The sequence below is a fragment of the Kitasatospora sp. NPDC092948 genome, assembly GCF_044754805.1.
Classification (GTDB): domain Bacteria; phylum Actinomycetota; class Actinomycetes; order Streptomycetales; family Streptomycetaceae; genus Kitasatospora.
In genome coordinates this window covers 351369-367644 of sequence record NZ_JBIVPU010000005.1, presented here as the reverse complement: position 1 = coordinate 367644, position 16276 = coordinate 351369, and the positions used below count along the sequence as shown (strand labels likewise).

General features: G+C 73.6%; 17 protein-coding genes. 7 read left to right on the top strand and 10 right to left on the bottom strand.

The genetic code is table 11. From position 1 onward, the window contains the following. Positions 1 to 9 precede the first annotated feature (9 nt). Positions 10 to 618: a TetR/AcrR family transcriptional regulator gene (locus ACIQF6_RS18690; protein ID WP_400896174.1), complete on the top strand. Its 609-nt coding sequence runs from the start codon at positions 10 to 12 to the stop codon at positions 616 to 618. Between the two features lie 256 nt (positions 619 to 874). On the opposite strand, the gene bioD is transcribed toward ACIQF6_RS18690, so the two are convergent. From bioD to ACIQF6_RS18670, 4 genes are all read right to left on the bottom strand, one after another. After that, positions 875 to 1609, bottom strand: a complete 735-nt coding sequence (bioD, locus tag ACIQF6_RS18685) for a dethiobiotin synthase (RefSeq protein WP_400896172.1) — start codon at positions 1607 to 1609, stop codon at positions 875 to 877. 30 nt (positions 1610 to 1639) lie between these two features. After that, positions 1640 to 2917 (bottom strand): adenosylmethionine--8-amino-7-oxononanoate transaminase, encoded by a 1278-nt coding sequence (locus tag ACIQF6_RS18680; protein ID WP_400896413.1) that lies wholly within the window; start codon positions 2915 to 2917, stop codon positions 1640 to 1642. Positions 2918 to 2976: 59 nt separating this feature from the next. After that, entirely contained in the window at positions 2977 to 4218 is a 1242-nt protein-coding gene (bioB, locus tag ACIQF6_RS18675) for a biotin synthase BioB (RefSeq protein ID WP_400896170.1), read from the bottom strand. A gap of 380 nt (positions 4219 to 4598) precedes the next feature. Beyond that, positions 4599 to 5441: an SAM-dependent methyltransferase gene (locus ACIQF6_RS18670; RefSeq protein WP_400896167.1), complete on the bottom strand. Its 843-nt coding sequence runs from the start codon at positions 5439 to 5441 to the stop codon at positions 4599 to 4601. Between the two features lie 218 nt (positions 5442 to 5659). Between ACIQF6_RS18670 and ACIQF6_RS18665 the strand changes: the two genes are divergently transcribed. The 4 genes from ACIQF6_RS18665 to ACIQF6_RS18650 all read left to right on the top strand — a co-directional run bounded on the left by ACIQF6_RS18665 (position 5660) and on the right by ACIQF6_RS18650 (position 7498). Then, a complete protein-coding gene (locus ACIQF6_RS18665) occupies positions 5660 to 5917 on the top strand; it encodes a hypothetical protein (RefSeq protein ID WP_400896165.1) in 258 nt (85 codons plus the stop codon). Next, positions 5914 to 6174, top strand: a complete 261-nt coding sequence (locus tag ACIQF6_RS18660) for a hypothetical protein (RefSeq protein ID WP_400896163.1) — start codon at positions 5914 to 5916, stop codon at positions 6172 to 6174. The genes ACIQF6_RS18665 and ACIQF6_RS18660 overlap by 4 nt, the downstream gene beginning before the upstream one ends. Positions 6175 to 6259: 85 nt before the next feature. Further along, complete coding sequence (locus ACIQF6_RS18655) at positions 6260 to 6604, top strand: hypothetical protein (protein WP_400896161.1); 345 nt, start codon at positions 6260 to 6262, stop codon at positions 6602 to 6604. 156 nt (positions 6605 to 6760) lie between these two features. Beyond that, a complete protein-coding gene (locus tag ACIQF6_RS18650) occupies positions 6761 to 7498 on the top strand; it encodes a hypothetical protein (protein WP_400896159.1) in 738 nt (245 codons plus the stop codon). A 24-nt stretch (positions 7499 to 7522) separates the two neighbouring features. Here the strand turns inward: ACIQF6_RS18650 and ACIQF6_RS18645 are convergent, their stop codons facing one another. The 3 genes from ACIQF6_RS18645 to ACIQF6_RS18635 all read right to left on the bottom strand — a co-directional run bounded on the left by ACIQF6_RS18645 (position 7523) and on the right by ACIQF6_RS18635 (position 12228). Beyond that, positions 7523 to 8740: an MFS transporter gene (locus ACIQF6_RS18645; protein ID WP_400896157.1), complete on the bottom strand. Its 1218-nt coding sequence runs from the start codon at positions 8738 to 8740 to the stop codon at positions 7523 to 7525. A gap of 129 nt (positions 8741 to 8869) precedes the next feature. After that, positions 8870 to 9358 carry an RrF2 family transcriptional regulator gene (locus ACIQF6_RS18640; RefSeq protein WP_400896155.1) on the bottom strand — a complete coding sequence of 163 codons (489 nt, stop codon included), beginning with the start codon at positions 9356 to 9358 and terminating at the stop codon, positions 8870 to 8872. A gap of 509 nt (positions 9359 to 9867) precedes the next feature. After that, complete coding sequence (locus ACIQF6_RS18635) at positions 9868 to 12228, bottom strand: penicillin acylase family protein (protein WP_400896153.1); 2361 nt, start codon at positions 12226 to 12228, stop codon at positions 9868 to 9870. 163 nt (positions 12229 to 12391) lie between these two features. On the opposite strand from ACIQF6_RS18635, the gene ACIQF6_RS18630 reads away from it, so the two are divergent. Then, the gene (locus tag ACIQF6_RS18630) at positions 12392 to 13300 is read left to right on the top strand and encodes an acyl-CoA thioester hydrolase/BAAT C-terminal domain-containing protein (RefSeq protein ID WP_400896151.1); all 909 of its coding nucleotides are present in this window, start codon (positions 12392 to 12394) and stop codon (positions 13298 to 13300) included. Between the two features lie 110 nt (positions 13301 to 13410). Here ACIQF6_RS18630 and ACIQF6_RS18625 read toward each other — a convergent pair whose 3' ends face one another. Next, positions 13411 to 13794 carry a VOC family protein gene (locus ACIQF6_RS18625; protein ID WP_400896149.1) on the bottom strand — a complete coding sequence of 128 codons (384 nt, stop codon included), beginning with the start codon at positions 13792 to 13794 and terminating at the stop codon, positions 13411 to 13413. 127 nt (positions 13795 to 13921) lie between these two features. On the opposite strand from ACIQF6_RS18625, the gene ACIQF6_RS18620 reads away from it, so the two are divergent. Next, positions 13922 to 14467 (top strand): hypothetical protein, encoded by a 546-nt coding sequence (locus ACIQF6_RS18620; RefSeq protein ID WP_400896147.1) that lies wholly within the window; start codon positions 13922 to 13924, stop codon positions 14465 to 14467. A gap of 56 nt (positions 14468 to 14523) precedes the next feature. On the opposite strand, the gene ACIQF6_RS18615 is transcribed toward ACIQF6_RS18620, so the two are convergent. Then, positions 14524 to 15279, bottom strand: a complete 756-nt coding sequence (locus ACIQF6_RS18615) for a maleylpyruvate isomerase family mycothiol-dependent enzyme (RefSeq protein ID WP_400896145.1) — start codon at positions 15277 to 15279, stop codon at positions 14524 to 14526. 66 nt (positions 15280 to 15345) lie between these two features. Continuing rightward, a complete protein-coding gene (locus tag ACIQF6_RS18610) occupies positions 15346 to 16254 on the bottom strand; it encodes an aminoglycoside phosphotransferase family protein (protein ID WP_400896143.1) in 909 nt (302 codons plus the stop codon). Between the last annotated feature and the right edge of the window lie 22 nt (positions 16255 to 16276).

Genomic DNA, 16276 nt, shown 5'->3' with positions numbered 1-16276 from the left:
GACAAGAGCATGGCCAGAAGCAACCCCGAACGACGCGCGGCCCTGCTCGACGCCGCGATCGAGGTCCTCGCCGAGGAAGGCGCCCGCGGCCTCACCTTCCGCGCCGTCGACCAGCGCGCCGCCGTCCCGGCCGGCACCGCCTCCAACTACTTCGCCAACCGCGACGCCCTGCTCGCCCAGTGCGCCGAGCGGGTCTACGAGCGCCTCGGCGACAATCCCGAGGCCCTCGCGCAGGGCCTGGCCGGGCCGCGCGACACCGCCCGGGTCGCCGAGCTGATGCACCAACTCGTCGACCGGATCGCCGACTTCCCGACCGGCTTCCTCGCCCTGCTGGAGCTGCGACTGGCCGCGCTGCGCCGCCCCGAGCTGCGCGAGGCGGTCACCCGGCGGATCGGCGCGGACCTGCGCTTCAACATCGACTACCACCTGGCCAGTGGCCTGCCGGGCGACGCCACCGCGGTCCAACTGCTCTACCTGGGCCTGAACTGGCTGATCCTGGAACGCCTCGCCCTGCCCGAGCTGTTCACACCCGAGCAGCGCGCCGCGCTGGTCGACGAGTTGGTGGCCCGGGTGATCGGCGACGGGGGAGAGGGTCGGACGGGAGCTGACAGGGCGTAAGCACTCGGGTGGGTGTTGGACTCTGAACGGTTGTCACCCCTGCTGCTGTCGGCGCCGTCAGCGACAGGTACACCATCGCCTCGCAGCAGGGCGGACTGCTGGTCACCCGGCTGCCCGCCCCCGGCTCCCGCAGGCTGACGGGCAGGAACAGGCGGGCCGGAGCAGACGGGCAGGCGCGGGCGGGTGGGAAGTGGCAGGGGAGTTGACGGGTAGCAGCAGAAAACGGCGGGACCCGAACGCGGGTCCCGCCGTCTGCTCAGCCCGGGTGGTGCGCCGTCGCGAAGGCCTCGGCGTCCCAGTGGCCGCCCAGTGCCGGGGCGAGTGAGGATGCGGCCAACTCGCGGAAGGCGGCCGGGGATTGAGCGGCTGCCGCGCCCGTCGGCAGCGCGCCCAGCAGCGGGGCGCCGGCGGCGGAGGGCAGGTCGGCGAGGTTGCAGCGGGCCGCGAGGTCCGGGTCGGTCGGCCAGCTGCCGACCACCACTCCGCGCAGTGCCAGGCCCCGGTGGCGCAGCGCCTCCGCGGTCAGCGCCGTCGTGTTGAGGGTGCCCAGGCCGGCCGCCGCGACCAGCAGGAACTCGACCGGAACGCCCGCGAGTTCGCAGGCGGCGGCGAGGTCGGCCAGCGTTCGGCCCTGCTCGTCGTAGCGGACCAGCAGGCCGCCCGCGCCCTCCACCAGCACCGCCCCGAAGCGGTCCGCGAGGTCGGCCACGGCCTTCGCCACGTCGTCCGGCGCCAGGGTCGGCAGACCGGAGCGGCGGGCGGCCGTGTCGGGCGCCAACGGCTCCGGGTAGCGGGCCAGTTCGACACCGTGCACCAGCGACCCGGCCAGCCGGGCCACCTCGTCCACGTCCCCCGGCTCGCCCGGCGCCAGCCCGGTCTGGCCGGGTTTGAGCACCGCCACCGGATCGGTGCGGAGCGCGGCGAGGGCCGCGGTGGTGACGGTCTTGCCGACCTCGGTGCCGGTGCCGGTGACGAACAGAACGGGCGACATGGTGCTTCCTCAGAACGGTGGAGCGGTGGTTCAGCTGCCGTGCGTACCAGGCGTGCTGTGCGCGGCGTCGGCGGCGTGGGACGCGGCAGCGGCGGCAGCGATGCCGCGGCCGATCGCGGCCACGTCCGCGTCCCCGGTGACGAACGGCGGCATGGTGTAGATCAGGTCGCGGAACGGGCGCAGCCACACGCCCTGTTCGGCGGCGGCCGCGGTCGCCGCCGCCATGTCGACCGGCGCGTCCAACTGGACCACGCCGATCGCGCCCAGCACCCGGACGTCCCGCACCCCGGGCTGCCCGGCGCACGGGGCGAGCGCGCCGCGCAGTGCCGACTCGATGCGCTTGACCTCGGTGCGCCAGTCCTGACGCAGCAGCAGGTCGATCGAGGCGTTGGCGGCGGCGGTGGCGAGCGGGTTGCCCATGAACGTCGGGCCGTGCGCCAGCACCGGGACCTCGCCGCGCGAGATGCCCTCCGCGACCCTGCTCGTGCACAGGGTCGCGGCCAGCGTCATGTAGCCGCCGGTCAGCGCCTTCCCGAGGCACATCACGTCCGGGGAGACGCCCGCGTGGTCGGCGGCGAACAGTTCGCCGGTGCGGCCGAAGCCGGTGGCGATCTCGTCGAAGACCAGCAGGACGTCGTGCGCGTCGCACAGCTCCCGCAGTGCGGTCAGATAGGCGGGGGAGTGAAAGCGCATTCCGCCCGCGCCCTGCACCACCGGCTCGACGATCACGGCGGCCAGCTCGCCGGCGTGGCGTTCGATCTGGTCGGCCAGGTGCGCCAGGTACTCCGGGTCGGCCTCGGTGTGGTACCCGGCGGGCGGCTCGGCGGCGAACAGCTGACGGGGCAGCACCCCGCCCCACAGGTGGTGCATCCCGCCCTCGGGGTCGCACACCGACATGGGGTGGAAGGTGTCGCCGTGGTAGCCGCCGCGCCAGGTCAGCACCCGACGCTTCTCCGGCCGCCCGAGCGACTGCCAGTACTGCAGGCACATCTTCAGTGCCACTTCGACCGCCACCGAACCGGAGTCGGCGAGGAACACGTGCTGCAACGGCTCGGGCGTCAACTCCACCAGTTTGACGGCGAGTTCGACCGCCGGACGGTGTGTCAGGCCGCCGAACATGACGTGGCTCATCCGGCCCAGCTGGTCGCGGACCGCCGCGTCCAGCTCCGGGTGCCGGTAGCCGTGGATCGCCGCCCACCAGGACGACATCCCGTCGATCAGCTCCTCGTGCCCGCCCACCGGCTCGGCCAGCCGCAGGCGCACGCCTGCGGCCGACTCCACCACGAACGGCTGGACCGTCCCCGGCATCGGACCGTACGGATGCCAGACGTGCGCCCGGTCCAGGTCGAGCAACTGCTGTGCGTCCCTCACGCGTTCGGCGCCAGTTCGGTGCCCGCGCCACGGCGGCGGACCCGCACCAGGTCGGTGCGCGCCTCGTCCGCGTCCGCGCTCGCCTCGTCCGCACCCGCCTCGTCCGCCTCGGCCCGGTGGCCGCCGCACGGGCCGCAGGCGCCCGTCCCGCAACCGGCGTCCTCGCTGTGGTCGCCGCAGGCCGACGCGCCGCTGCCGCAGGCCGATTCGCCGCCGCAGCCGCCGGCCGCCGCCGCGCGGTGGCGGGGCAGGGTGGTCTGCTCGGTGCCCTCCACCTCGAAGCCGGCGTCCTTGATCATGTCGAGGTCGGCCTGTCCGGCCTGGCCCTCGCTGGTCAGGTAGTCGCCGAGGAAGATCGAGTTGGCGATGTGCAGGCCCAGCGGCTGCATCGACCGCAGGTGCACCTCGCGGCCACCGGCGATCCGCACCTCGATGTCCGGGCAGACGAACCGGACCATCGCGAGGATCCGCAGGCAGCGCTGAGGCGTCAGGTTCCACTCCTCCGCGAGCGGGGTGCCCTCGAACGGGATCAGGAAGTTCACCGGCACCGAGTCCGGGTCCAGCTCGCGCAGCGCGAAGACCACGTCGACCAGGTCCTCGTCACTCTCGCCCATGCCCGCGATCAGGCCCGAGCAGGCGGACAGGCCCGCGCCGTGCGCCTTCGTGACGGTGTCCACCCGGTCCGCGTAGGTGTGGGTGGTGGTGATGTCGCCGTAGGTGCCCTCGGAGGTGTTCAGGTTGTGGTTGTACGCGTCGGCGCCGGCCGCCTTCAGCCGCTCGGCCTGATTGTCCGACAGCAGGCCCAGGCAGGCGCACACCTCGACCTGCTCGTCCGCGCCCTTGATGGCGGCGATGGTGTCCGCGACCCGGTCGATGTCCCGGTCCGTCGGCCCGCGCCCGCTGGCCACCAGGCACACGCGCTTGGCCCCGCCGGCGACACCCGCGGCCGCGGCCTCGGCAGCCTGTTCCGGCTTCAGCCAGGTGTACTTGAGGATTTCCGCCTTCGATCCGAGGCGCTGCGAACAGTACGAGCAGTCCTCCGGGCACAGCCCGCTCTTCAGATTCACCAGGTAGTTGAGCTTCACCCGTCGCCCGAACCACTGGCGGCGCACCCGCCCCGCTGCGGCGACCACATCCAGCAGCTCGTCATCCGTGGTGGCCAGTACGGCCAGCGCCTCCTCGCGGGTGGGCAGTTCCCGGCGAAGGCCCTTGTCGGTCAGCGTGTCGAGGAGATCCATGGCCCGATCCTGCCCGGGCGGCACCGCCGTCCGCCAGAGGGAACCCGCCAGAAGATCGCCCGGAGCGTGTGCGAGTAGTCACAACACCCCCTGACCTGCCGCTTTACGCACCATCTGACGGTATTAACCGGCCTGCAAACCCCGACGAGACATGCGTCACACGCGGTGGCGGACGTCGAATCGGACGGCCGGCGAGGTTGCCCGGCGCGACGGCCGCCGCAGGACCGCACCGCCGGGCCTTCCGTCAGGCCCGGGGCCCCGGCCGGGAAAGCCGACGGCGGCCGGGGCGGGTCGCCACTGCCGTGCCGCCGTGATGCTCTCCGACCCGGAGGACGACGAGGCGCCCGACCTGGACGGCCGTGACACGCCGGGCGAGCCGGTTACGGCTTGCGGGCGAGGGCGCAGGAGATCATCTGCTCCCAGACCGTCAGTTCGCCCCGTTCACCCCGTTCGCCTCGTTCACCCTGTTCGGCCCGGGCGTCGGCGGCCGGGGCGGGATCCGGCCGCCACAGTGGGCAGTTCACCAGGCCGGGGGAGAGCAGTTCCAGGTCGCCGAACAGGGCGGTGATCTCCTGGTCGGTGCGCCAGCGGCCGCGGCCGAAGGCGTCTTGGAGCTTCTGTTCGGCGATCCGGGTCTGTTCGTTGTCGGCGGAGCGGAAGTGCGAGAGGTAGACCAGGCTGTCCGACGGCACTCGCTCGGTCCACCAGCGGACCAGGTCTGCGGGGTGTTCGGCGTCGGTGAGGTGGTGCAGAACGGCGCTGAAGACGATGCCCACCGGCTGGTCGAAGTCGATCAGATGTGTTACGTCGGGGTGGCGGTAAATGCTCTCCGGTTCGCGTACGTCCGCCCGGATCAGCGTGGTGCGTTCGTCGGCGGCCAGCAGGGCGCGGCCGTGTGCCAGGACGGTCGGGTCGTTGTCGACGTAGGCCACGCGGGCGTCGGTGCGGTGCCGTTGGGCCACCTGGTGCACGTTGTCGGCGGTGGGCAGGCCGCTGCCCATGTCGACGAACTGGCGGATGCCGTGCTGGGTCATCGCACGCACGGCGCGCATCAGGGCCCTGCGGTTCTCGATCGGAACCGTCACCGAGCCGGGCAGGTCATGGCGGAAGAAGTCGCCGATCTCGCGGTCGGCGGGGTAGTTGTCCGAACCGCCGAGCAGATAGTCGTAGATGCGAGCGATGCTCGGCTTCGACGGATCAATTCCGGTGGTGTCGCCCGTCATTGCGGCCAGCCCCTGTCTCCCGGACCATTGGCGGCCCCCATCGTAGGAGAACCGGACGGCCCGGGGCGTTCACCGGCGAGTGGTGTCGCGGGAAATCGGGAAGGTGTGTGCGGGACGGGCCCGTCGGCGGCCGGAGCAGGGGAGTTGTTGGGGAAAGGTGGCAGACGGATCGCGCGGGCGCAGGTACGGTCGGAGGCATCGGGACGGGAGGGCAAAGCATGACGGCAATGGCGGAGTCCGGCACGCTGCGGGTGCCGCGGAGCATCAACGGCATCGAGCACGCGCTCACGTATGACGAACGGGCGCGGTTCTACGCCGAGTTGGGGCCGGTCGAGGATCCGCAGGACCGGGAGGCCGTGATCACGTCGTGGTGGCTGCGGGCGATGTCCGCGGCGTACGGCAGCGACCGGTCCGGGTTCCGGGCGGCCGTCGGCCCCGTGCTCACCGCCGGCCGGTCGGTCGGGGCTGTCGCGTGAAGGGATGGCGGGTCTGGCTCCAGGACCAGCCCGCCCAAGCGATGGTCGAGATCTCCAAAGCGGACGACCTGCTGTTCGCCCTGGTCACCGCCGCGCTGGTGACGCTCGACGACCGGGCCGGCTCCGCCGTCGACGAGTGGGGCGACCTGCGCAGCGCGGTGCTGGCCCCGTCCGTCACCGCCGAACTGTTCGTCAACCCGGACGAGCGCACCATCGACGTCCTGCGCCTGGTGTGGGTGCCGGGCCTCGGCCGGTGAGTCCGTGGGCCGGAGAGTCGGTGAGGTGGTACTGGCCGGTCCCGGTCGGCGGGACGGCGGGTCGCCCGGTGCGATCAGCGCGTTGATGACGCGATGGCAGCAGCAGGTGGAGGAGGCCGAGGAGGGGTGCTCGTGGTCCTGGCCGGAGTTCAGCAACGACCTCGGGTGCCGTACGGCGCTGGCGGCGGAGTGGCCGCAGCTGGCCGTTCCGGTCAGGGAGGCGTGGGAGCCGGAGCTCCGCCGGCTGGACGAGCGGTTCCGTGCCGCCACGATTCCGTGGCCCGGGCCCGGCGGCGGCCGCTGGTGGATGCGGCGGATCCCTCGGCTGATCGAGGCGGAGGCCGTGGCGGGGTGTGACGAGCGGGGCTGGCCGGTGGGCTGGGAGATGATGCCGTTCGCGAAACCGGACGCGGTGCGGGTGAGCTTCTGACGCCCGTCCAGTGTCCGGCCGCCGTCCGCAAGTTGGACATAACCGCCTATCTGCTGACAAGTCGAATGTGCGGTGCATGCGGCCGGTGGCAAGGGTGCTTCCGGTACGTCCGACCCGAAGGTGGGATTGACGGATGACCTGCTTAGAATCGGCGCCATGACCATCCAGGGGGACGCGCCAACAGGCGCCGCCGAGGACCTGCCGGTGACCAGGCATCGGGCCGTCGGCGAGCGCAGACGCCTGGCCGTCATGTGGAGCGTCGTCGCGGTGCTGGCCGCCGGCGGTGCCTGGGTGGTGTCCACGCCGCACCCCGGCGACATCCTGCCCGGACTCGGCCCCACCAGCACGCTGCCCGCCACCGTGACTGCCGCGCCCGGACAGGTCGCCAAACCACTGACGGAGGCTCAGTCCTTCGGTGCCGAACGGTACTTCCCCGGTCAACGCAGCTACGAGTCCGACCAGTTCAAGGCCCACCGGACCGCCGCCCGGGACGGTACCGACTGCCAGGGCGTCCAGAACGACAAGACGCACAACCTGTTGGACAAGCTCGACTGCCAGGGCTGGCTGGGCGTCGCCCTCACCCGCAGCGACCAGCCCGTGATCAGCAGCGTCACCGTGCTCCGTTTCGCCGACGCGGGCGCCGCCGCCCGGGCCCTTCAGGCGGTCCACGACCACGCGGCGGAGTTCGAATTCACCTTCCCCGACGGGCTGGTCGCCCCTGCGGCCGGCGTCCGGCCGATGGCCGCGACCCGGGTCGAGCTGGTCAGCCACTACATCACCCTCATCGTGTCCCGCTACGCCGATCAGCGTCCCGGTGACGCCCCGGACGAGCTGCTGGCCACCAGCGCCCGGTCCGCCGCCGCGATCGGCGGCCAGCCGTTCATGTGGATGTAGTTCCGGCACGGCGTCGAACCGCGCTCACCCGGAGGAGCCCCGCCGAACCGCAGTCACTCGGAGGAGCCCCGCCGCGCCGCACGCCAGCACCGCCGCGGACGCGAACACCGCCGTCGCACCCGACGGCAGCGCCAACCCGCCCAGCACGGTGCCCGCGCCGATGCCCAGGTAGATCGCCGACGAGTTCAACGACACCACCAGCGAAGCCTGCTCCGGCGCGGCGGCAAGCAGCCGGTGCTGCTGCGCCGGGCTCTGGCACCAGCTGCTCGCGCCCCACAGGAACGCCAGCACGCCCACCGCGACGGCACTGCGCAGGCGCTCGTGCTCCGCCGCGAGGGCGGTCAGCGCCGCGAACGTCACCGCCATCGCCGCGTAGCCCACCGTCAGCACCCGCACCGGGCCCACCCGGTCCGTCCAACGCCCCGCCAGCAGGTTGCCCGCCACCGCGCCCGCCCCGTACAGCACCAGCGCGACCGGCACCGCGACCCGCCCCGACACTCCGACCGCCGCGAGCACCGGCACGCTGTACGAGTACGGCACGTAGCACGCCGCCATCCCGAGCACCGTCAGCGGCAGTACCGCGAGTACGCCCGGGCGGCGCAGGGCGGCCAGCCTCGACCGCAGCGGAACCGGCTCCGCGCCCGGGAGTTGAGGGAGCGTCAGGCCGACGGCGAGCGCGCCCAGTACGGACAGCGCCGCGACCGCGCCCAGCGCCGCCCGCCACCCCAGCCCGACGGCGGCCACCCGTCCGAGCGGCACCCCGAGTGCGGTGGCCACCGTCAGCCCGCCGATCACCACGGCCAGCGCCCGCCCCCGCGACTCGGCTCGCGCCAGCCCGGCGGCCGTCGCGCCGGCGGTCGGGGTGAACGCGGCAGCCGCGAGTGCCGCGAGGACGCGGCCGCCGAGCAGGACGCCGTAGCTCGGGGCCAGCGCGGACAGGGCGTTGGCGGCGGCGAGCAGCAGGAGCGCCCCCAACAGGAGCGTTCGGCGGGGCAGGCGGGCGGTGGCGACGGCGAGCAGCGGCGAGGCGAGGGCGTACACGGCGGCGAACAGGCCGACGGACTGCCCGGCGGCGGCGGTCGAGACGTGCAGCGCGGCGGCCATGGCGGGCAGGAAACCGGCGGTGACGAAAGCGTCGGTGCCGACGGCGAAGGTGCCCAGCGCGAGTACGGCGGCGGGTCGAAGAGTGGCTCCGTCCGGGGTGGCGGTGCGCGGGGGCGGGGGTTTGACGGTGCTGGCCATGGTGGGCTCCGGCTATTCGGGATGTTAGATGTCCTGAATTGGGCGTGCGAAAACAGGCGCGGAAAACAGGCGCGGAAAGCAGGCGCGTCTTCCTTCGCGCAGCCGTCCATGCTCCCGGTGGTGCGCCTCTCAGGCGGTGGAGGCGAGCCGGGCGTAGTTGTTGCGGACGCGCGTGACGGTGGTGACTGCGGCGTCCCGGGCGAGGTCGGCGATCGTGCGGGCGGCGAGTTCGCGGCGCCAGGCGAGTTCGGCGCGCCGCATGGCGGCGGCGATGCCGCAGGGGCGGGCGAATTCACGGGGGTGGGCGCCGTCGGCGGAGGCGCCCTGCCGGCGGATCTCGGCGCAGGCGAAGAGCGGGTCGGCGCCCTCGACGGCCGTCACCACGTCCATCATGGTGATTCGTTCGGGGTCGCGGGCCAGCCGGACGCCGCCGCGCGGGCCCGGGGTGGAGGTCAACAGGCCTGCTCGGGTGAGACGTTGGAGGACCTTGTTGAGGTAGGTCGGCGAGAGCTCGAACATCGCCGCCAGTCGGGCCGAGGGCACCGGATCGGTCTCGCCCAGCCACACCAGGGTGAGGCAGCAGTGCAGGCCCCACTCGACGCCTTCGCTCGTCCGCATATTCGGGATACTAGCTGTCCGGAATGGCTCCCGCCAGCGGCTCGTCGGTACAACAGGGCGTGCTGCGAGGGAAGTTCGTCGATCAGGGCCAGGATTCCGGTGCACCGCGCCGCCTGGCGGTCGAGCTCGGCAGGTCGGCGGCCGCTCAGGAACTTCCGGGCGTCGCCGCCGAGGCGTCGAGCGTGGCAGGTTCCTCCGCCGAGCGCGATCACGGCGATGGGGAGGGCCAGGGTCGGGCCCATCGTGTGGACAACGCCGTGGTCGAAGGCGGCCGTCGCGGCCCGGTCGATCTGCCGGGCGAGGTCTGCCGGAGTGCCCGTCGGCCGGTGAGGTGCGATGCCGCCCCGGCCGAGGCCGGTCTCTTGGCCGCTGCTGATGGCGTTTCCTGTCCGGCGGCCGGTCGACGGCCCGCAGGGGGCCGCCGCCGTTCGGAGCGAACGACGGCGGCCCGGTCTGCTACGGGCGAGGGTGTGTCGGACGGTCCGTCAGACCGTGGGTCCGGCGGTCGGTCAGCGGTGCAGGGTGGTGACGGTCAGGCCCGGGGCGGAGCGGATCTCGGCCTCGGTGAAGCGCTCGGTGACCCACTGCTTGGCGGCGTAGCGGCGGGTCTGGTCGGTGAAGTGCGGCGAGGTCGGGTCGGCGGACTCCCCGTAGGTGAGCAGCGTCCGGGTGCGCGGGCCCTGCCGGGTCAGCTCGGTGGCCATCACGAAGCTGGAGCCGTGCGGCAGGGCCGCGCCGGCCGCCGGGTAGGTGCCGCCGCCCGCGCCCGAAGTCGGCCCGGCCGTCAGCACGTTGAAGCAGCCGATCCGGCCGTCGCAGCCGTGCAGCGGGATGCCCGCCCAGCGCTGGACGTCACCGATCGCGGCGTTCACCGGCAGCCCGCGGGCCGCCAGGCCGCGGACGGCGTCGGCGAGCGCGCGCTGCGCGTCGGCGTTGTCGGCGGCGATGCCGCGCGGGGTGGTCAGCGGCTGGGCCGGGTCGTACGGGGTCGTCTGCCAGGCGGTGCTGCCGGTGGCCGCCAGCGCGTCGCGGTACGCCTGCCACAGGACGGTGCCCCGGCTGTCGGCGTCGCCCCGGGTGTTCCAGGCCGCGAGCACGTCGCACGCGGCGCGCACGTCGACCCGGGCGCCGTCGGACGCCGTGATCGCCGGGTGGGCGCGGCACAGCGCGACGGCGTCGTCGCGGTCCAGTTCGGCGCTCTGCACGCGGTTGCCGAACATGGTCGCCTGGAGCGAGCCGAGGGTGAAGCCGGGTGCGCCGAGGCCGTCGGAGCCGGCCCGGCGGTCGGCGATCATCCGCAGGCCCAGCTGGGGCCGCGAGGCGAGCTCCGGGTCGCCGTTGTAGACGGCGGGCAGGCCGGTGATCGGCGCGTCCGCGTTGGTCAGGTAGGGGCCGTTGTTGGAGTTGGCCACGTAGTCGGTGCGGTTCAGCTGCGGGTGGGCGGCCGGGCCGAACACGCCGGGCACCCGGGCGTCCGGGTCGCTGCCCGGGTCGCAGGCGGTGGTCGACCCGTCCAGCACGCCGGGCAGCGGGCTGGGCACCAGACAGTGCGACCGCTGGGCGTCGGGCAGGTGCGGGACGGCGGAGGAGTCGGTGAAGTACACGGCCCCGGTGGAGTCGACGGCCGTGGTGTACACCCACGGCGCGCCCTGGTAGGTGCGCTGGGCCTGGCGCAACTGGTCGAGGTTGTGCGAACGGCCGATCGCCAGCCACTCGTTGAGCGAGCGGAGATTGTCGGCGTTGGCGTCCAGCAGGGTGTACGCCTGCTCGTCCGTCCAGCCGTCGGCCAGCACGTAGCCCTGTCGGGAGCGGTACAGGGTCCGTTGGACGGTGGAGAGGGCGCCGTCGGCGGCCCGGACGGTGACCGGGACGGTGGTCGCGGTCATCCGCTCGACCTTGCCGTCCACCAGGTACGCGGTCGGGTCGCCCGGCACCAGGGTGAGCCGGTAGATGCTCGCATGGTCGGCGTAGCTGGTGGTGTGGCTCCAGGCGAGGCCGTCGGTGTGGCCGATCTGCACGAACGGGATGCCGTAGAGGCCGGCGCCGGCGACGTCCAGGACGCCCGGGATGGTCAACTGGGCCTGGTAGAACCGCTCCGAGCCGACCCACGGCAGGTGCGGGTTGGCCAGCAGCAGGCCGTTGCCGTCGCGGTCGGCGTCCCGTCCGATCGCCCACGCGTTGCTGCCGGTGTCGGGACGGTCGGCCGCGCGGGGCAGCAGGGCCGGCGCATCGACGGCGACGGCCGCGGCGGGGAAGGGCGCCCCGGCCCCCGGGACGGCGGTGGCGGCCTGGTGCTTCGCCGTGCCCGCAAGGGTGTTGACGTCGTAGAGGATGTTCCAGAGGTCGTCGGCGGCGATCGGCCCGACCCAGCCCTTCCCCCGGCAGGACGGGTCCGGGAGGCGGTTGACGCCGGTGTCGTGCAGGTACCGGTTGAACCCCGCCACGTACCCGTCGACCAACTGCCGGGCCTCGCCGGTCGGACCGAGCGGCGCGGGCTCGGCCAGCAGCCGCTGCACCGTCCCGGAGCGCAGCAGGCCCTGCTGGTAGGTGTCGCTCTCCAGGTTGCTCAGACCGCCCACGGCCCGGCCGTCCGGGCCGTACCAGCGCGAGCGCTCGCCGCGCACGGTGACCACCTGGTCGGCGAGTTCGCAGAGGTTGTCCTGCGCGAACGCGTAGCCGTAGCCGTACCCGAGGCCGCCGAAGTCCTGGGCGACGACGTGCGGGACGCCGAACTCGGTCCGGCGGATCTTGGCGGTCCAGCCGCCGCCGTGGCCGGCCGTCAGGTCGGTGTCGGCGGCCTGCGCGGAGGCGGGGACCAGCCCGGCGAGCAGGCCTGCGGCGAGCCCGAGAGCGGCCGCGCCGGACGCCAACCGGCCTATTTGGCTTCGTGATTGATGATCAGTCAGTTTCCTCTTCACTGTCATGGACCCAACGCTGCCGCCACGGCGCCCGTAGTTCGTCGTCCCACGGAACGAGGCGGACCTCGCCCTTCAGGCCGACCCGGATACCTCCGAAGGAGGGCGCGCACCCCTGGTGCACACTGAGGGAGACCGTTCGGAGTCGAAGTTCGGGCTGGAGGCCTGCATGGAGCGCGAGTTGACGGAACCCTGGGAGGGCGTGCTGTGCACGCCGGAGGCCGGGAGCGGCGCCGGGGTGCTGGTGCTGTCCGGATCCAGCGGGCGGGTGGAACGGGTACGGGCGCGGCTGCTCGCCGAGGCCGGGCTGACGGCGTTGGCGATCCGCTGGTTCGGCGGCCCCGGCCAGCCGCCCGGCGTCTGCGAGGTGCCGCTGGAGACGTTCACGGCGGCGGTCGACCTGCTGCGGCAGAACGGGGTGCGGCGGATCGGGATGCTCGGCACCTCGAAGGGGGCGGAAGCGGCGATGCTGACGGCCGTTCACGACCCCCGGGTGGACGCGGTGGTGGCCCTGTCGCCGACCTCCCTGGTGTGGAACAACGTCGGCCCGGGCCTGGACGGCGCCGATCGCCCGCAGCGCTCGTGCTGGACCTGGCGGGGACAGCCGCTTCCGTTCGTGGGGATGGACGACACCTGGACGCAGTCCGAGCCGGAGGGCGAGCCGGTGGCCATCCGCGACTGGTACGAGCAGAGCGAGAAGACCTTCGCCGACCTGGTCCCGGCGGCGGCCGTCCCGGTCGAACGCACCCGGGCCGACCTGCTGCTGGTCGCCGGCGGCGACGACGCGATGTGGCCCTCCGTCCCGTTCGCCCGGCGACTCGCCGAACGCCGCCGCGAGGCCGGTCTCGACGTGCAGGTGGTGGAACGCGCCGACGCCGGCCACCGCATCCGCTTCCCCGGCGAGGGCCCGGCCCCGGCGTCCACGGTCTTCGACTACGGGGGGACGCCGGAGGCGGACGAGCGGCTCGGCGCCGAGGCGTGGCCGCACATCGTGCAACTCCTGCGGGGGCGCCCGGCCGTGTCCTAGCTGTTCGCCTGTTCGCCTGTTCGCCTGCTAGCCCGCGCCCGGCAGCGCCCGACGCCGTTCGACGCCGCCCGATGCCGCGCACGGCCGGGCGGCGCTGCCGGGCGGCGCGGTCAGACGGCCGGGATGCGGGCGCGCAGCAGGCAGAAGACGTTGCCCTCGGGGTCGGCCAGGACGTGCCAGGGCTCCTCGCCGGTCTGGCCGACATCGGCGGGCTCTGCGCCGAGGGCGAGCAGGCGGGCCAGTTCGGCGTCCTGGTCGCGGTCGGTGGGGCTGACGTCGAGGTGCAGCGGGAGCCGGGCCGGGCGGGGGTCGGTGGTGGGGCTGAGGATCAAGGTGGGCTGCGGGCCGCCGAAGCCGGTGCCGGGCGGGCCGATCTCGATCCCGCCGTCGGGCTCGCGGCCCAGTTCGACGTAGCCGAGGACCTCGCACCAGAACGCCGCGAGCAGCCCGGGGTCGGCGCAGTCCAGGATCAACTCGCTTATACGACATGCCATATGGGGATGTTAAGGCACGCAAGGGTGCCGGGCGGGGACACGCCGGGGATAGGCTGCGCGGCATTCGGGGGAACGGCGAACGGGGTGAGGCATGGAGGTTCTGCGAGGCAGTCATCGGACGCACTTCGTGGCCGCGTGGATACTGTGCGGCGTCGAACTGCTCTGCCTGGCGGCCACCGCGCCGCCGTTACGCTGGGCGGCCCCGGTGTGGCTGTGGGCCCCGGCGCTGGGCGCGATCCTGCTGATCTTCATTGCGGCGCTGGCCCGTTCCTGGTCGGTGCCGCTGCTCCGCCGGGGCCGGAGCCCCGAACTGCTGCGGTACCTGTGGCTGCTGCCGCGCAGCGTGCGGCTCTGCTACGCGGTCGCGGCCTGCCTGATCGCGGTCGGGCTGGCGACCGGCGGCGATGCCGCCCAGGTGCGCAAGGACGACTCCGGCTACTCCTGGATGAAACGTGAAGTGGGGGAGCACGGGCGGACGTTGGTGCGCACCGAGATCAGCCGCGCCGAGTACGACCGGCGCCGAGGCGCCGAGGTGCGGATCTTCACCGGCGTTCCGGCCGTGTTCGCCGTACTCGGCAGCTTCCTGGTCCTGGCCTCCGCCGCCGCGGCGAGCGGCGCAGCCGACGCCGAGGGCGGCCCCCGCCGGGGGAGCCGGCCGCGGCGCCGGCGGTAGACCTGTTCCGGAGGGGCCGGCCGCGACGCCGGCGGCAGACCCGTACCGGGGCGCCGTCAGCCCAGGCGGGGCCAGGCGAGCAGGTCGACCAGCAGTGCCGGGCTGTCGCCACCGGCGCGGACTGCCGCGGGTGGGCGGCGGCGGTGCAGGGCGAGGAGCAACTCACTGGCCGGGGCGGCCAGTTCGAGGGAGACCGGGTTGTCGTCCGAAGCGATCGGCCGCACACCGGCGGAGGTGAGCTCGGCGAGCCAGCTCGGCCCCTCGTCGGTGCGGAGCCGGACTCGGGCCGGTGCATGCGGCCAGGGGCCGGCGGTGCCCCAGGAGAGGGTGAGGAACTCGTCGATGCCGTCGACCGCGACCGGCTCGGCGACGGGCAGCGGCGCGCCGACGGCCAGTTGGGCGTCGTAGGCGTGCACGGCGGCCTCCTGCACCTGGTGCCGGGCCGCCGCGCCGGCGTCCTGCGGCGCGCCGGTCCCCGGCCACCACGTCCAGCACGGCTGCTGCGGCCCGGCCTTGCGAAGTGCCGTGAGCATGGCGGCGGTTGCCTCCTCGGAGCGGGCCAGCGCCTGCTCGGGCGACAGGCCGGACTCCGGCTTCACCTCGGCCGGGACAAAGCCCGCACCGGCGGTGACGGCGGCCGTCCAGAATCGGTGAACGACCGTCAGATGGGCGAGCAGGTCCGGTAGTTGCCAGTCGGGGCAGCTCGGTACGGTGGCCAGCGGATCGGGCGCGGTGGCGACGGTGCGGCGGAGCGTCGCGGAGTGCTCCTCGATCTGGTCCAGCAACGTCGAAAACGAGGGAGTGAAAGCCATTTCCTCTGCCTATCACGCGGTCCCGAGGAACCGCGCGGGAAATTTGCCGCGGGGCCGGCCGGCGGGTCAGGGGCCGGCCGGGTCGTCGAGGACGGCGCGCAGGCGGGCGAGGCACTCGTCGACGAAGGCCGGGTTGCTCTGCCAGTAGTACGGCACTCCGCTGATCGCCACGGCCACGGCCCAGCCGCAAGCCCGTTGCCAGGACAGCTCGTTGACGTCCAGGGCGGTGCGAAAGGCGTGGCGGGCGGCCGGCGGGAAGTCCCACAGCGGGGCGTGTTCGGCGTCCGGGAAGCCGATCGACAGGCCGCCGAAGTCGATCACCGCGCGCAGCCGGCCGTCGTGGACCAGCAGGTTGGACGGTTTCAGGTCTCCGTGCAGCCACACCCGGGGCCCGGAGGGGGCGGGCAGGGCGAGCGCCGCGTGCCAGATCGCCTGCAGGCGGTCGAGGTCCAGATCGAGGCCGGGGAGGGCGCGGGCCTGCGCGAAACGCTCGGCCACCCATTCGTCGCAGGGGGCCAACTCCCCGCCCCGGTACCAGTGGAGACTTTCTCGCTCGGCCTCGGGCGGCAACGGGACGGCGTGCAGGCTGCGGACCGCCGCCGCCAGCTCCGTCCCGAACGCGGCCCAGTCGGCCACCGAATCCGGGCCGGGTTCGACGCCGTCGATCCACCGGTACACCGACCATGCGAACGGGAACCCGCTCCCCGGCACCCCCTCGTGCACCGGCTCCGGCACCCCGCACGCCAACTCCGGTGCGAGCCGCGGCAGCCACGTCTGCTCCTTGCGCACCGCATCCGCCGTCCCGGCCGTCCGCGGCAGCCGCACCAGCAGCCCGTCACCGAGCCGGAACATCCGATTGTCCGTCCCGGACCCGGCCGCCCGGACCGGCAACTGCGCCCACTCCGGCCGCTGGTCCGCGAGCAGGCGGCGGACCAGGGACTCGTCGGTCGGGAATTCGTCCTCGTGCAGTGTCATGCCATGAGCATCCATGGCGAAC

Excerpts from the sequence above, each read along its gene's own strand:
- ACIQF6_RS18650 (WP_400896159.1), top strand. The coding sequence starts at position 6,761 with ATGACCATCCAGGGGGACGCGCCAACAGGCGCCGCCGAGGACCTGCCG.
- ACIQF6_RS18665 (WP_400896165.1), top strand. The coding sequence starts at position 5,660 with ATGACGGCAATGGCGGAGTCCGGCACGCTGCGGGTGCCGCGGAGCATC.
- ACIQF6_RS18645 (WP_400896157.1), bottom strand. The coding sequence starts at position 8,740 with ATGGCCAGCACCGTCAAACCCCCGCCCCCGCGCACCGCCACCCCGGAC.
- ACIQF6_RS18610 (WP_400896143.1), bottom strand. The coding sequence starts at position 16,254 with ATGACACTGCACGAGGACGAATTCCCGACCGACGAGTCCCTGGTCCGC.
- ACIQF6_RS18655 (WP_400896161.1), top strand. The coding sequence starts at position 6,260 with ATGACGCGATGGCAGCAGCAGGTGGAGGAGGCCGAGGAGGGGTGCTCG.
- ACIQF6_RS18640 (WP_400896155.1), bottom strand. The coding sequence starts at position 9,358 with ATGCGGACGAGCGAAGGCGTCGAGTGGGGCCTGCACTGCTGCCTCACC.
- ACIQF6_RS18615 (WP_400896145.1), bottom strand. The coding sequence starts at position 15,279 with ATGGCTTTCACTCCCTCGTTTTCGACGTTGCTGGACCAGATCGAGGAG.
- bioB (WP_400896170.1), bottom strand. The coding sequence starts at position 4,218 with ATGGATCTCCTCGACACGCTGACCGACAAGGGCCTTCGCCGGGAACTG.
- ACIQF6_RS18690 (WP_400896174.1), top strand. The coding sequence starts at position 10 with ATGGCCAGAAGCAACCCCGAACGACGCGCGGCCCTGCTCGACGCCGCG.
- bioD (WP_400896172.1), bottom strand. The coding sequence starts at position 1,609 with ATGTCGCCCGTTCTGTTCGTCACCGGCACCGGCACCGAGGTCGGCAAG.
- ACIQF6_RS18670 (WP_400896167.1), bottom strand. The coding sequence starts at position 5,441 with ATGACGGGCGACACCACCGGAATTGATCCGTCGAAGCCGAGCATCGCT.
- ACIQF6_RS18680 (WP_400896413.1), bottom strand. The coding sequence starts at position 2,917 with ATGCCGGGGACGGTCCAGCCGTTCGTGGTGGAGTCGGCCGCAGGCGTG.
- ACIQF6_RS18625 (WP_400896149.1), bottom strand. The coding sequence starts at position 13,794 with ATGGCATGTCGTATAAGCGAGTTGATCCTGGACTGCGCCGACCCCGGG.